The sequence below is a fragment of the Streptomyces sp. NBC_01298 genome (assembly GCF_035978755.1).
In the GTDB taxonomy this organism is placed as follows: Bacteria; Actinomycetota; Actinomycetes; order Streptomycetales; family Streptomycetaceae; genus Streptomyces.
The window spans coordinates 6,585,111-6,598,795 of the sequence record NZ_CP108414.1 but is presented as its reverse complement, the minus strand read 5'-3'; the positions used below and the strand labels follow the sequence as shown (position 1 = coordinate 6,598,795).

At 74.0% G+C, this 13,685-nt stretch carries 14 protein-coding genes and 1 riboswitch; of the genes, 9 read left to right on the top strand and 5 right to left on the bottom strand.

Going from position 1 to position 13,685, the window contains the following annotated elements; translation table 11 throughout:
- Positions 1-2 precede the first annotated feature (2 nt).
- The 5 genes from OG730_RS30000 to OG730_RS29980 all read left to right on the top strand — a co-directional run bounded on the left by OG730_RS30000 (position 3) and on the right by OG730_RS29980 (position 4,183).
- Positions 3-500, top strand: a complete 498-nt coding sequence (locus tag OG730_RS30000; RefSeq protein ID WP_327307156.1) for an SAV_6107 family HEPN domain-containing protein — start codon at positions 3-5, stop codon at positions 498-500.
- A gap of 69 nt (positions 501-569) precedes the next feature.
- Complete coding sequence (locus tag OG730_RS29995; protein ID WP_327307155.1) at positions 570-1,328, top strand: class I SAM-dependent methyltransferase; 759 nt, start codon at positions 570-572, stop codon at positions 1,326-1,328.
- A 285-nt stretch (positions 1,329-1,613) separates the two neighbouring features.
- Positions 1,614-2,015 (top strand): SCO2097 family morphological protein, encoded by a 402-nt coding sequence (locus OG730_RS29990; protein ID WP_266877102.1) that lies wholly within the window; start codon positions 1,614-1,616, stop codon positions 2,013-2,015.
- A gap of 139 nt (positions 2,016-2,154) precedes the next feature.
- Complete coding sequence (locus tag OG730_RS29985; RefSeq protein WP_327307154.1) at positions 2,155-2,769, top strand: DUF4126 domain-containing protein; 615 nt, start codon at positions 2,155-2,157, stop codon at positions 2,767-2,769.
- A gap of 10 nt (positions 2,770-2,779) precedes the next feature.
- Complete coding sequence (locus OG730_RS29980) at positions 2,780-4,183, top strand: phytoene desaturase family protein (RefSeq protein ID WP_327307153.1); 1,404 nt, start codon at positions 2,780-2,782, stop codon at positions 4,181-4,183.
- A gap of 31 nt (positions 4,184-4,214) precedes the next feature.
- Here OG730_RS29980 and OG730_RS29975 read toward each other — a convergent pair whose 3' ends face one another.
- From OG730_RS29975 to OG730_RS29955, 5 genes are all read right to left on the bottom strand, one after another.
- Complete coding sequence (locus tag OG730_RS29975) at positions 4,215-5,132, bottom strand: hypothetical protein (protein ID WP_327307152.1); 918 nt, start codon at positions 5,130-5,132, stop codon at positions 4,215-4,217.
- 49 nt (positions 5,133-5,181) lie between these two features.
- Entirely contained in the window at positions 5,182-6,096 is a 915-nt protein-coding gene (metF, locus tag OG730_RS29970) for a methylenetetrahydrofolate reductase [NAD(P)H] (RefSeq protein ID WP_327307151.1), read from the bottom strand.
- Between the two features lie 155 nt (positions 6,097-6,251).
- Positions 6,252-6,902 (bottom strand): thiamine phosphate synthase, encoded by a 651-nt coding sequence (thiE, locus tag OG730_RS29965; RefSeq protein WP_327307150.1) that lies wholly within the window; start codon positions 6,900-6,902, stop codon positions 6,252-6,254.
- A gap of 101 nt (positions 6,903-7,003) precedes the next feature.
- Positions 7,004-7,369: an Rv2175c family DNA-binding protein gene (locus OG730_RS29960; RefSeq protein WP_327307149.1), complete on the bottom strand. Its 366-nt coding sequence runs from the start codon at positions 7,367-7,369 to the stop codon at positions 7,004-7,006.
- 441 nt (positions 7,370-7,810) lie between these two features.
- Positions 7,811-9,058 (bottom strand): NAD(P)/FAD-dependent oxidoreductase, encoded by a 1,248-nt coding sequence (locus tag OG730_RS29955; protein ID WP_442815050.1) that lies wholly within the window; start codon positions 9,056-9,058, stop codon positions 7,811-7,813.
- Between the two features lie 159 nt (positions 9,059-9,217).
- A riboswitch (TPP riboswitch) is annotated at positions 9,218-9,330 on the top strand.
- On the opposite strand from OG730_RS29955, the gene thiO reads away from it, so the two are divergent.
- The 4 genes from thiO (at position 9,328) to pknB (ending at position 13,680) form a co-directional block, all read left to right on the top strand.
- A complete protein-coding gene (gene thiO / locus OG730_RS29950; protein WP_327307148.1) occupies positions 9,328-10,551 on the top strand; it encodes a glycine oxidase ThiO in 1,224 nt (407 codons plus the stop codon). Its footprint overlaps the riboswitch before it by 3 nt.
- Positions 10,548-10,748 (top strand): sulfur carrier protein ThiS, encoded by a 201-nt coding sequence (gene thiS / locus OG730_RS29945; protein ID WP_327307147.1) that lies wholly within the window; start codon positions 10,548-10,550, stop codon positions 10,746-10,748. Before thiO ends, thiS begins: the two co-directional genes overlap by 4 nt.
- A gap of 5 nt (positions 10,749-10,753) precedes the next feature.
- Entirely contained in the window at positions 10,754-11,557 is an 804-nt protein-coding gene (locus tag OG730_RS29940) for a thiazole synthase (RefSeq protein ID WP_327307146.1), read from the top strand.
- 146 nt (positions 11,558-11,703) lie between these two features.
- Positions 11,704-13,680, top strand: a complete 1,977-nt coding sequence (gene pknB / locus OG730_RS29935) for a Stk1 family PASTA domain-containing Ser/Thr kinase (RefSeq protein WP_327307145.1) — start codon at positions 11,704-11,706, stop codon at positions 13,678-13,680.
- Positions 13,681-13,685: the final 5 nt, after the last annotated feature.

Here is a 13,685-nt window from a genome sequence, read left to right as displayed (position 1 = left end):
TCATGGCCACACCGTCCCCGTCCCCTGTCCACCCCGTCCCCCGGAAGTCGGCGGCTCCACCCGCCGCCCTCGACCTGCTCACCAAGGCCCACGAGGGCCTGGCCGAAGCCGCCTTGCTGACCCGGCCCAACGAGCGGTACGCCACCGCCCATCTCGCCGCGCTGCGCGCCGCCGCGGCCGTGCTCGCCGCGCGCGGGCGGCCCGAACCGGTGCACCCCCGGCGCAGGCCGCGGATCCGCAGCGCGTGGGAGGTGCTCCCGGAGATAGCACCCGAACTGGCCGAGTGGAGCGCGCTCTTCGCCTCCGGCGCGGCCCGCCGGGCGCGGGCGGAGGCCGGCATAGCGGGAGCGGCCACCGGCCGGGACGCGGACGATCTGGTGCGTGCCGTCGCGATGTTCCTGCGCCTGGTGGAGCGGATGCTCTCGCTCCACCCGCCGGCGCCGGCCGGCCCGGCGCAGCCCCTGCCGCCACCGCGTACGGGGCGTCCGGACGTGGGATGACCTGCCCGGCAGCGCGAGGCCATAGGGTGGGCAGCGACCACTCACCAACGCGCCGAGGAGCCATCAGCCGTGTCGGACACTTCCCGCCCCCGCGCCTCCCTCCGCACCGCCGTGGTGTGGGAGGTCCTCAAGGAGGCGCTCGACCGCCGGGTGAAGGCGACCGGGCGGGACGTGCTGGACGTGCTGGACACGGGTGGCGGTACGGGCAAGTTCGCCGTGCCGGTGGCCCACCTCGGCCACCGGGTCACCGTGGTGGACCCCAGCCCCAACGCGCTGTTCGGTCTGGAGCGACGCGTCGCCGAGGCCGGCGTGGCCGATCTGGTCCGCGGGGTGCAGGGCGACGCCCAGGGTCTGCTCGATGTCGTCGAGCGCGATTCCTACGACGTGGTGATCTGCCACGGCGTGCTGGAGTACGTGGACGACCCGGCCGAGGGCGTCGCCAACGCGGTGGCCGCCCTGCGCCCCGGCGGCATCCTCAGCCTGCTCGGCGCCGGACTCGGCGGGGCCGTCCTGGCCCGCGCCCTGGCCGGGCACTTCACGGAGGCCCGTACGGCCCTGACCGACCCGGCCGGCCGCTGGGGCGCGGGCGATCCGGTTCCGCGCCGCTTCACCGCCGAGCAGCTTTCCGCGCTGGTCTCCGAGGCGGGTCTGACCGTGGGCGCGGTGCACGGGGTCCGGATCTTCGCCGACCTCGTCCCGGGCGTCCTGGTCGACACCGAGCCGGGCGCTGTCGAGGCCCTGCTGCGGCTGGAGGAGGCCGCGGCCGAGCTCCCGGCGTTCCACGCGGTCGCCACGCAGCTGCACGTCCTCGGCGAGAAGCCCGCCTGATCTGCGGAGCTTCGGGGCACGCGGTGCGCCACTCACCCTCCGAACCGGCGTCGTGACCCGTATGATCGGGGTCAGCGCCCGGCATGACGAGCGGACCTCTGGGGAATAACGCCCTCAGTGAGCCGTTCAAGACGGCGCTGAGCATTCCCCAAGCGGTACTTTTTACGGGCAGTGTTTTTTTAGAACGTGGCGTAGAGGGCGGGTATCACGGGGGCGATTCCCCGCCTATCCTGAAGGGGACCCCTGGTCGCTACCCCCCGCGACCGACGGATGAGGAGGACTCCCGTGCCGCTCTCGGAGCACGAGCAGCGAATGCTCGAGCAGATGGAGCGAGCGCTGTACGCCGAAGATCCCAAATTCGCTACAGCGCTTGAGGGAAGCGGACTGCGCACGTACACCCGGCGACGGGTCTACCAGGCAGTCGCAGGCATCGTGGTGGGTATCGCGCTCCTCATGACCGGTGTGATCGTGCCGAACGTACTGTGGATCAGCGTGGTGGGATTCCTCGTCATGCTGGGCTGTACGGTGCTCGTGGTCACCGGTTGGCGCAAGGCACCCAAGCCTGGTGAGCAACCCGCCTCCGGCAGTGCAGGCGGTTCGCCCCAAGGGCAGAACCGGCAGCGTCGGTCGATGATGGGCCGCATCGAGGAACGGTGGCAGCGCCGCCGTGACGAACAGGGGCAGTAGCCCCACTGACAGACTCGGGTGAGGGGACGGCCGCCGGAAGGCGGCCGTCCCCTCACCGCTCTGCCGCGCCGCCCATCTCCTGAATCCGCTCGTCCCCCGATTCCGCGCCGGATCACGGCTTCTGGGACATGATGATCAGATGAGTGTGCTCCCCCTGGTCTTCACCAGCGGCTGGGCCAGTGGGATCAACGCGTACGCCGTGGTCCTCCTGCTCGGCATCTTCGGCCGGACCGGCCTGACCGACGAGGTCCCCGCGTCCCTGCAACGCACCGACGTGCTCATCGTCGCGGCCGTCCTCTTCCTCTGCGAGGCCGTCGCCGACAAGATCCCGTACGTGGACTCCCTCTGGGACACCGTGCACACCGTGATCCGCCCGCTGTCCGGAGCGGTGGTCGGCGCACTCCTGGCCGGACAGAGCGGCTCCCTCTCCGACATCACCGCCGGAGCGGTCGGCGGCACCACCGCCCTGGCCAGCCATTTCGTCAAAGCCGGCACCCGCATGGCGATCAACACCTCGCCCGAACCCTTCAGCAACGTCGCGATGAGCACCGCCGAGGATCTCGGGGTGGGCGGCATCGTCACCTTCGCGATGTTCAATCCGGAGGCCGCCGCGATCATCTGCGCCGTCCTGCTGATCATCGGACTCGCCCTGCTGATCTACCTCTGGGCCAAGATCCGCCGCTACCTGCGCCGCCGCGCCCAGCGCCGCGAGGAGAAGAGGCTCGCCGACGAGGTCGCGCGCGTCGCTCGATAGGCTCAGCCGCATGGCACGAATTGCGGTGATCGGCGCCGGGATGGGCGCGATGGCTACGGCGGCACGGCTGGCCGTGGCCGGACATCAGGTGACGGTGTACGAGCGCGGGGCGACCTACGGCGGAGCCGTCGGCCGGTACGCCCGCGACGGCTTCGTCTTCGACACCGGCCCCGGGCTGGTGCACCTGCCCGCCGTCTACCGCGATCTGTTCGTCAAGACCGGCAAGCGCCCCCTGGAGGAGTGCGCGGAGCTGGTCCAGATCGACCCCGCCGTCCGCTACGTCCTCCCGGACGGCCGTACGCTCACCTTCCCCGGCGGCTCGCACGGCGGCGCCGCCGCCGCCGTCGACGCGGCCTTCGGACCCGGCTCCGGGGACCGCTGGAGCGCGGTCCTGGGTCGTGCCCGGGACGCCTGGGACGCCACCCGCCGGCCGCTCCTGGAGGAGCCGCTGAAGCAGGACCCGTCCGCCCTGGGCCGCGACCCGTACCCCGCGCTGCGCGGGAGCGGACTGCTGCGCCGCCGGCCGCCGACCCTGGCCGAGGTCGCCGCCCGCGAGCTCGGCGGCGGCGGCTTCGACGAGCTGCTCACCGCGCGCGTCCGGGCGTACGGGGTCGATCCCGCGACCGCGCCCGCCTCGGCGGCGGTGCTTCCCTACATGGAGCAGACCTTCGGCAGCTGGTACGTGCGCGGCGGGGTCCGCGAGCTGGCCACCGCCGTGTACGAGCGGTGCCTGGAGCGGAAGGTCGCCTTCGAGTTCGGCGCCGAGGTGCGGGAGGTCCTCGTACGGGAGGGCCGGGCGGCCGGGCTGGTGACGGCCGACGGCACCGAGGTCGCGGCCGACCACGTGGTGTGCGCCGCCGACCCCGGCGGGCTGCGGATCCCGCTCGCCCCGGACTCCGCGTCCACCCGGACGGCGGAACCCGCCCGCTGGTACACCCTGTTCGCCGCGCTGCGCGGGGCCCGGGACGCCGACGCCGCGCACCGCACGCTGGTGGGCCCGGTCACCGTGCTGCGGCCCGACGACCCCGCCACCCGGCCGGACGCGGAGCACGAGGCGGTCACCGTGCACGCGGTGCTGACCGGGGGGTCGGCGCCCGCTCCGTCCGCCGAGGACCTGCTGACCGCGGCCGAGCGGGCCGTCCCCGGACTGCGCGGACGGCTGCTGTGGCACGAGCTGCGCACCCCGGCCGACGTCGAGGCGGCCACGGGTGCGGCGGGCGGCCGGGTGCCCGCGCCCGCGCTGGCCGGGGCCGGGGGCCGGCTGCTGCGCCCGGCGAACACCACCGCGGTGCCCGGGCTGTACCTGGCGGGCGGCTGGGCGCACCCGGGCGGCGGACTGGCGCACGCCGGGATGACGGGGGCCCTGGTGGCCGGGCTGATCGTGGAGGGCGCGGACTTCCGCGGCTCCCGCTAGGCGGCCCGGCGGGCGGCCGGGGACCCGGCGGCTAGTAGCGGTACTGCTCGTACTCGCCCGTGCCCTGGTACGGATACGGGTACGGCTGCTGCTGCGGCTCCTCCGCCGGGTAGGGCTGGTTCACGTCGCGCTGCTGCGGGACCCAGACCCCGCCGGGCGGGGTGTCCATGGAGTACTGCTCCTGCTGCCCGGCCGCGTACGGGTCCGGGGCGTAGCCGCCGTACGGGTCCGGGTAGCCGTACGGCTGCTGCGGGGCGACGGCTCCGCCGGTGCCGATGTACGGATCCGAGTAGGCGGCGTAGACCTGCTGCTCGCCCGGGGCCGGATAGCCGGTGGTGTAGTCGTAGCCGCCCTGGCTCTGCGGGTCGTAGTACGCCGCGTACTGGTGGGCGTCCTGCTCGGCGGCCGGGGCGAACCCGGTGAACGGGGAGGCGAAGGCGGCGCTCTCGCCGGGGGCCCCGTACGGACCGGCCGCGCCGGCGGCCGGCTGCGCGGGGTAGAACCCCTGGACCTGTTCGCGCACGGCGCCCCCGCTGAACGCGCCGGAGTCCTCGTCCGCTTCCTCGGCGTAGTCCTCGTCCCCGGCCGGGTCGGGCCCGTACTCCAGGGCCGTGACCTCGAGGGCCGGCTCCGGGCGCGGTGCGCCCCCGGACCGCCGGCGCCGGCTCTGCGGGAGCTCGGGCTCGGGTGCCCTGCCCCGGCGCAGCGCCCAGCCGGACACGAAGCCCTTGCGGAAGGAGAGGGTCACCAGCGTCTGGCCGATCGCGAACGCGACGGCGCCGGCCCCGATGACGAGCACCGAGGGCAGCACGACACCGGCGACCACGCCGACGAACCCGGCGAACGCGAGCAGGCGCCAGCGCAGCCGGGCCTTGTACTGCATCAGGACCTCGGCAAGCAGCCACAGCGCGACGAAACCGAACGCGATGTAGAGGACCGTCATTCCCATGCGGGGCACCTCTCGGTACGGCCGCCCGCGCGGGGACGGGGCCGGCCGATCAGGCCCGCTGGTGCAGGCCCAAGTTCTCGTAGATCTCCAGCGTCGCCGTGGAATTGTTCAGCGTGATGAAGTGCAGCCCCGGGACACCCTCGGACAGCAGCCGCGCGCAGAACTCCGTGGCGAACTCGATGCCAATGGAGCGTACAGCGGCCGCGTCGTCCTTGACCGCGAGCATGCGCTCTTTCACGGCCGCGGGGAAGATTGCGTTGGTGAGTTGCGGGAGCCGGTCGAACTGCTTGATGTTCACAACAGGCATGACCTCGGGGATGATCGGGGTCTCGCAGCCCGCCTTCTCGACGCTGTCGCGCATCCGGAGGTAGTGCTCCGGATCGAAGAACATCTGTGTGATCGCATAGTCGGCGCCCGCGCGGCACTTGTCCACGAAGTGCCGGATGTCCGTGTCCCAGTCCGAGGAGCGCGGGTGCATCTCGGGGAAGGCCGCGACGCCGACGCAGAAGTCGCCGGACTCCTTGACCAGCCGGACCAGGTCCGCCGCGTAGTGCACGCCCTCGGGGTGCGGCACCCACTCGCCCATCGGGTTGCCCGGCGGGTCTCCGCGCACGACGAGCATGTTCCGGATGCCCGCGTCGGCGAACTGTCCGATGACGTTGCGCAGCTCGGCGATCGAGTGGTCCACGGCGGTGAGGTGCGCGACCGGGGTCAGCGTGGTGTCCGCGGCGATCTGCTCGGTGGCCCGGACGGTGCCGCCCCGGGTGGAGCCGCCGGCCCCGTAGGTGACGGAGACGAAGCTCGGGGCCACCGCCTCGACCCGGCGGAGCGCGTTCCAGAGGTTGCGCTCGCCCTTCTCCGTCTTGGGGGCCCAGAACTCGAAGGAGTACGAGCGCCCGGACGCGATGAGGTCGCGGACCGTGTGTGCACGGTCCGACCAGGTGGAAGAGGTACCAAGGGCCATACGGGGAGGTTAGACGCGGTCCGGTGTCCATCGAAGCGTTGTCCACGGATTGGACGCGGAAATGAGACGGCGGGGCGGCGCGAGTGCGGGCGGCCGGGGCCGGACGGGGGGCTGCCGCTGCCGGCCGCCGCCGGCCGCTGCCCTAGGGGGGACTGCTAGCCGAGCCGGGCGCGGACCCGCTTGGCGAGGTCGGCGGCGGCGGCGCCGGGGTCGGAGGCCTCCGTGAGGGCCCGTACGACCACGACGCGGGAGGCGCCGGCGTCCAGGACCTCGTCCAGGTTCCCGGCGTCGATCCCGCCGATGGCGAACCAGGGCCGGTCCTGGGCGAGGGAGGCCGCGTGCCGGACGAGGCCGAGGCCGGGGGCGAACCGGCCGGGCTTGGTGGGGGTGGGCCAGCAGGGGCCGGTGCAGAAGTAGTCCACGCCGGGCTCGGCGGCGGCCGCGTCGACCTCCGCCTCGGAGTGGCAGGAGCGGCCGATCAGAATCTCCCGGCCCAGGATGGCGCGGGCGGCGGGCACCGGGATGTCGCCCTGGCCGAGGTGCAGCACGTCCGAGCCGATGGCGTGCGCGACGTCGGCCCGATCGTTGACGGCGAACAGCTTGCCGTGGCGGCGGGCCGCTTCGGCGAAGACCTGGAGGTGCTCCAGCTCCTCGCCGGCCTCCATGCCCTTGTCGCGGAGCTGGACGATGTCCACGCCACCGGCGAGGACGGCGTCCAGGAACTCGGGGAGGTCGCCCTGCCGCTTGCGGGCGTCCGTGCACAGGTAGAGCCGGGCATCGGACAGCTGGGCGGCGATGGCGGACATGGGTACCCCCGGGGTGGTGTGTCATGCGGACGTCCGGACGTACGTACGCGGTGTGCGGGACCCGGACGGGGCCCGCACACCGCGCGCACGGCGGATTCAGGTCAGAGGGCGAGCGCCTGAGCGCGGCGCTTCACCTCCGTGCCGCGATTCTCGCTCAGTGCCTGCACGGGGGTGCCGGGCAGGGTCTCGTCGGCGGTGAAGAGCCACTCCAGGATCTCCGCGTCGGTGAAACGGTCGTCACGGAGCACGGTCAGCAGACCGACCAGCCCCTTGACGATCTTGTCCCCGTCGAGGAAGGCCGCGGGGACCTGGAGGGAGCGGTTCTCGCCGCGGCGCACCGCGAGCAGCTGCCCTTCCTTGACCAGCTGGCGAACCTTGGTCACTTCGATGTCGAGCATCTCCGCGATGTCGGGGAGGTACAGCCAGGCGGGAACAAGGGCATCGATCTTTGCGTCAATCTCGGTCACGAGCACAAGCCTGCCATCTCGGACTGCCCGCCGGTACCCGAGCGACCCCGTCCGGGGCGGGGGCCCCGTGGCCGGGGCCGGAAACTGGGCGGGCTACGGGTCCCCGCGCGGGCCGGAAACCGGCCCCCGGGCCCCCGGCCCCGGCCTCGGCCTCGGCCTCGGCCCGAGCCGACCCCCCGGGCCGAGGCCGGGTCCGGGGTCCTGGACCACAGCCCGGGGGTACGGGTCCAGCGCGGAGCCCGGGGAGCGGGCCCAGGGCGAAGCCCGAGGCTCCGGGGCAAAGCCCGGCACGGGTCCGGGCGGAGCCCGGGGAACGGGCGAAGGGTGGGGAGGGGACTTCGCCCGCAGGGCCGGGATCGGGGCCCGGCCCCGGCCGCGCCCCGCCCTGGCTGGTGGCCCCGGCGGGGCCGGACCCGACTCCGCCCGGGGCCGGGCCGGCGGTCAGGCCAGGAGGGCCGACTTCAGCGCGGTCCCCGGGTCCGCGACCTTCGCCGGGTCGACCAGGACGCCCGACTCGACGAGCCGGCGCCCCTGCGCCAGATCGCGCGGCCGGCCCACCGCGAGGACCGCGGCCAGCCGGCCCTCCCGCAGCCAGCACACCGACCAGGTGTCGTCCGCCGGGTCACCGCGCCAGACCATCGCGTCCGCCGAGCCGTGGTGTCCCGCGTACTGCACGAAGCGGCCGAACTGCTCCGACCAGAAGTACGGAACCGGGTCGTAGACCTGCTCCCCGGAGCCCCCGGCCAGGATGTCCGCCGCGACCACCCGGGGCCCCTGGAGCGCGTTGTCCCAGTGGTGGACCAGCAGCCGCGACCCGTAGCGCCCCGACGGGAACGAGGCGCAGTCCCCCACCGCGTACACCCCGGGCACCGAGCTGCGCAGCCACTCGTCGGCGACCACCGCCCCGTCCGCGCCGAGCTCCACGCCGGATCCCGCCAGCCATCCGGTGGCCGGGCGGGCGCCGATGCCCACCACCACCGCCCCGGCCGGCAGCGCCCGCCCATCGGCCAGCAGGACCCGGCCCGGCTCCACGGAGGCCACCCGCGCGCCGGTCAGCAGCTCGGCGCCCGCCTGGGCGTACCAGCGCCCCATCGGCTCGGCGACCTCGGCGGGCAGCGCGCCCGCCAGTACCCGGTCGGCCGCCTCGACCACCGTCACCGCGCAGCCCGCCTCACGGGCGGCGGTGGCGAACTCCGCGCCGATCCACCCGGCCCCGACCACCACCACCGCGGTGCCGGCCGCCAGGACGGGCCGCAGCCGGGCCGCGTCGTCCAGGGTGCGCAGCAGATGCACCCCCGGGACGCCCTCTGCGCCGGGCAGGGTCAGCGGGAGGGCGCCGGTCGCCAGCACGAGGACCTCGTACGGGACCGGGCCCGCCTCGGTGTCCACCTCCCGGTCGGCGGCCCGCAGCCCGGTGACCTCGACCCCCAGGCGGAGCTCGATGCCGAGCTCCTCGAAGTCGACGTCGAAGGCCGAGTCCTCCGCCTTGCCGAGGAGCACCGCCTTGGACAGCGGGGGCCGGTCGTAGGGCTGGTGGGGTTCGGCTCCCAGCAGGATGACGGGGCCGGTCCAGCCCTGTTCCCGGAGGGCGACCGCGGTCTGGACCCCGGCCATCCCGGCGCCGACGATCACCACGCCGCGCCGAGTGTCTTCCGCCTGCTGCGTCTGCTGTTGCGTCTGCTCGCTCACGCGGCCCAGCCTAATCAACTGACGGTCCGTCAGGAATAGCGGGATGGCGACCTGCCGGGATCCGGGCGGACACCGGCACGGCACCAGCACGGCACCGGCACGACACCGCCTCCGGGGAGGCAGCCTTACCGGCCGTCGGCCTCACCGTTACTCTGGCACGGAACCTATCGCGGGAGTCCGGGCGTACCGGGCTGAGAGGGAGGCTGGCCGGCCTCCGACCGTACGAACCTGATCCGGGTCATGCCGGCGAAGGGAGGGGCTGGACGCCCATGCATTCATCCAGGAACGGCCGGAGTCCCGGCTACGACGTCCTCGTCATCGGGGGCGGCATCATCGGCCTGGTCACCGCCTGGCGGGCGGCCCGGCGCGGGCTGCGCACCGCGCTGGCCGATCCGGCCCCCGGCGGCGGCGCCGCCCAGGTCGCGGCCGGCATGCTGGCCGCCGTCACCGAGCTGCACTACGGCGAGGAGACCCTGCTCGGGCTCAACCTCGCCTCCGCCGCCCGCTACCCCGAGTTCGCCGCCGAGCTCGCCGAAGCCAGCGGCGGCATGGACATCGGCTACCGCGCCTGCGGCACCCTCGCCGTCGCCCTCGACGCCGACGACCGGCTGCACCTGCGCGAGCTGCACGCCCTCCAGCGCCGCTGCGGCCTGGAGTCCGAGTGGCTGACCGGCCGCGAGTGCCGCCGACTGGAGCCGATGCTGGCTCCGGGCGTCCGCGGCGGCCTGCGCGTGGACGGCGACCACCAGGTCGATCCCCGCCGCCTCGCGGCCGCCCTGCTGGCCGCCTGCGAACGGGCCGGCGTCGCCCTGCACCGCGCCGGAGCGGCCCGGCTGCTGACCGCAGCCGACCGGGCCTGCGGCGCGGTCCTCGACGACGCGGACGGTACGGAGCTGCGCGCCGACCAGGTGGTACTGGCCGCGGGCTCCCTCAGCGGCCGGCTGGACGGCGTACCGCCCGAGGCCGTGGCCCCCGTACGGCCGGTCAAGGGCCAGGTCCTGCGCCTCGCGGTGCCGCCCTCGTACGCCCCGTTCCTGTCGCGGACCGTACGGGCCGTGGTGCGCGGCAGCCACGTCTACCTCGTCCCCCGCGAGAACGGCGAACTCGTCCTCGGCGCCACCAGCGAGGAACTCGGCTGGGACACGACGGTCACCGCGGGCGGGGTCTACGAACTCCTGCGCGACGCCCACGAACTGGTCCCCGGGATCACCGAACTCCCCCTGGTCGAGACCCGGGCCGGACTGCGGCCCGGTTCACCGGACAACGCCCCCCTCCTCGGCCCGACCGAACTTCCGGGGCTGCACCTGGCCACCGGGCACTACCGCAACGGCGTCCTGCTGACCCCGCTGACCGGAGACGTGATGGCGGACCTGCTGACCACCGGCGAACTCCCGGAGATCGCCCGCCCCTTCACCCCACGCCGCTTCGCCCTCACCTCCACCGCCACGTTCCCCGCCACGTCCCCCCTCACGCGACAGGAGTCGTTCGCATGACCATTTCCGTCAACGGCGAGCCGCGCGAGATCGCGGACGGGACCATGCTCGCCACCGTGATCGCCACCCTCACCGAGGCCACCAAGGGGGTCGCGGCCGCCCTCAACGAGACCGTGGTGCCGCGCGGCCAGTGGCCGTACACCTCCGTGACCGACGGCGACCGCGTCGAGGTCCTCACCGCGGTCCAGGGGGGCTGAACACCATGGCGGACACCTCCGACGACGCATTCACCCTCGCCGGCCGGACCTTCTCCTCGCGCCTGATCATGGGCACCGGCGGGGCCCCGAGCCTGGACATCCTGGAACGGGCGCTGGTCGCGTCCGGCACCGAACTCACCACGGTCGCGATGCGGCGCCTCGACCCGACGGTCCAGGGCTCGGTCCTGTCCGTCCTGAACCGCCTGGGCATCGCGGTCCTCCCCAACACCGCGGGCTGCTTCACGGCGGGCGAGGCCGTACTGACGGCCCGGCTGGCCCGGGAGGCCCTCGGCACGGACTGGATCAAACTGGAGGTCGTCGCGGACGAACGCACCCTCCTGCCGGACGGCGTAGAACTGCTCGACGCCGCCGAGATCCTGGTCGACGAGGGCTTCACGGTCCTCCCGTACACGAACGACGACCCGGTCCTCGCCCGCAAACTGGAGGACGTGGGCTGCGCGGCGATCATGCCGCTCGGGTCCCCGATCGGCTCCGGCATGGGCATCCGCAACCCGCACAACTTCGAGCTGATCACCGAACGGGCCGGGGTCCCGGTCATCCTGGACGCGGGAGCCGGAACGGCCTCGGACGTGGCCCTGGCCATGGAACTGGGCTGCGCGGCGGTCATGCTCGCCTCGGCGGTGACCCGGGCGCAGCTCCCCGTCCTGATGGCCGCGGCCATGCGGGACGCGGTATCGGCGGGCCGCCTGGCCCACCGCGCGGGCCGCATCCCCCAACGCCGCTTCGCGGAAGCCTCCTCCCCGGTGGAAGGCCGAGCCACCCTGGACCCGGAACGCCCGGCGTTCTGAGGAGACGCTACGAGGCCCTGCGCGCACAGCCCTCGGCCCCCTCGGGCGGGCCCCGGGCGGGGCGAGGGCCCCGCCCACGTCACAGCTGAGCTGCAACCCCCCACCACCCGGGACGGGGGCGCGGGCGGCACTCGTAGAATCGGCGGGTGGACACGACCCTGGATGACCCCCTCGTCGGGCAGACGCTCGACGGCCGCTACCGCGTGGACGCCCGTATCGCGGCCGGCGGCATGGCCACGGTCTACCGGGCCGTCGACACCCGGCTGGACCGGGTCCTCGCGCTGAAGGTGATGCACCCGGCCCTCGCCGCCGACCCCGGCTTCGTCGACCGGTTCATCCGTGAGGCGAAGTCCGTGGCCCGCCTGGCGCACCCCAACGTCGTGGCCGTCTTCGACCAGGGCACGCACGGCCCGTACACGTACCTCGCCATGGAGTACGTGTCCGGCTGCACCCTGCGCGACGTGCTCCGGGAGCGCGGCGCGCTCCAGCCCCGCGCGGCCCTCGACATCCTCGAACCCGTGCTCGCCGCCCTCGGCGCCGCGCACCGCGCCGGTTTCGTGCACCGGGACATGAAGCCCGAGAACGTACTGATCGGGGACGACGGCCGGGTCAAGGTGGCCGACTTCGGGCTGGTGCGGTCCGTGGACTCCGTGACCAACACCACCGGGTCCGTCCTCGGCACCGTCTCCTACCTCGCCCCCGAGCAGATCGAGAACGGCGTCACCGACACCCGCGTGGACGTCTACGCCTGCGGGGTCGTGTTCTACGAGATGCTCACCGGCTCCAAGCCGCACACCGGCTCCAATCCCGCGCAGGTGATCTTCCAGCACCTCAACGAGGACGTCCCGCCGCCGTCGGCCGCCGTCCCCGGGCTGCCCGCCGCGCTCGACGAGCTCGTCGCCCAGGCCACCGCGCGCAACCCCGATCTGCGCCCCTACGACGCGGCCGCCCTCCTCGGGCTGGCCATAGAGGCCCGCGTCCAGCTCGCCGACTCCGAGCTGGACGCCGTCCCGCCGCAGGCGCGGGCCGCGGAGCGGACCGCCGCCGAGGACCGCACCAGCGTGATCCCCCGCCCGGTGACCACCCCGGCCGCACACGCCTCGCACTCCTCGCACGCCTCGCACTCCGCACACGTCACGCACGCCTCGCACGCCGAGCCCATGTCCCACACCTCCCGGCTCGCGGCCCCGCCGCTGCCCCCGGCGTCGGCGTCGGCGTCGGCCGCCGCGCGGATCCGGCGCCCCGGACCGCTGCTCGTCGTGATCGGGGTCCTGCTCTTCCTCGGCCTCGGTACGGGGGTCTGGTACATCAGCTCCGGACAGTTCAGAGAGGTCCCCAACCTGCTCGGCAAGACCGAGGCGGAGGCCAAGTCCCAGCTGTCGGCGTCCGGGCTCGGGGTGAAGCGGGTCGACCGGAAGTTCAGCGCGGCCTTCGACAAGGGCACCGTGATGAACACCGACCCCGCCGGCGGCAAGCGCATCCGCGGCAACGGCGCCGTGACGCTCACCATCTCGCGCGGGCCCGAGGTCGTCGTGGTTCCCGACCTCAAGGGCAAGCCCCTGGAGGCCGCGAAGGCCGAGCTGACCTCGGCCGGGCTGACGCCGGGAACCGTCACGCAGGCCTTCAGCCAGGACGTCGCGCAGGGCTCGGTGATCAGCACGAACCCGGGCGGCGGGCAGAAGCGGTCCCTCGACACCCTGGTCGCGATGGTGGTCAGCAAGGGCCGCGCGGTGCCGGTCCCGCGCGTCACGGGGATCTCCCTCGACCAGGCCCGTTCCACCCTGGAGGGCCTCGGCCTCAAGGTGGAGACGGCCCCCGAGGAGGTCAACTCCCCCTCCCCCGCCGGTACGGTCGCCAACCAGTCGATCGGCGCCGGAAGCCAGGCCGCCGCGGGTGACACCGTCACCCTCACCGTGTCCAAGGGCCCCCGCCAGATCCCGGTCCCGGACGTCACCGGCCAGGAGGCCGACGCGGCCCGCGCGACCCTGGAGGGCCTGGGCTTCAAGGTCAAGGTCGACAAGCCCTTCCTCTCCTTCAGCAACACCGTCGACTCCCAGTCGGTCCCCGCGGGCCAGAACGCCGCCGAGGGCAGCACGATCACCATCAGGACCAAGGGGCTGTAACCGCA

Excerpts from the sequence above, each read along its gene's own strand:
- OG730_RS30000 (WP_327307156.1), top strand. The coding sequence starts at position 3 with ATGGCCACACCGTCCCCGTCCCCTGTCCACCCCGTCCCCCGGAAGTCG.
- OG730_RS29985 (WP_327307154.1), top strand. The coding sequence starts at position 2,155 with ATGAGTGTGCTCCCCCTGGTCTTCACCAGCGGCTGGGCCAGTGGGATC.
- OG730_RS29980 (WP_327307153.1), top strand. The coding sequence starts at position 2,780 with ATGGCACGAATTGCGGTGATCGGCGCCGGGATGGGCGCGATGGCTACG.
- OG730_RS29975 (WP_327307152.1), bottom strand. The coding sequence starts at position 5,132 with ATGGGAATGACGGTCCTCTACATCGCGTTCGGTTTCGTCGCGCTGTGG.
- metF (WP_327307151.1), bottom strand. The coding sequence starts at position 6,096 with ATGGCCCTTGGTACCTCTTCCACCTGGTCGGACCGTGCACACACGGTC.
- thiE (WP_327307150.1), bottom strand. The coding sequence starts at position 6,902 with ATGTCCGCCATCGCCGCCCAGCTGTCCGATGCCCGGCTCTACCTGTGC.
- thiO (WP_327307148.1), top strand. The coding sequence starts at position 9,328 with ATGCATTCATCCAGGAACGGCCGGAGTCCCGGCTACGACGTCCTCGTC.
- thiS (WP_327307147.1), top strand. The coding sequence starts at position 10,548 with ATGACCATTTCCGTCAACGGCGAGCCGCGCGAGATCGCGGACGGGACC.
- OG730_RS29940 (WP_327307146.1), top strand. The coding sequence starts at position 10,754 with ATGGCGGACACCTCCGACGACGCATTCACCCTCGCCGGCCGGACCTTC.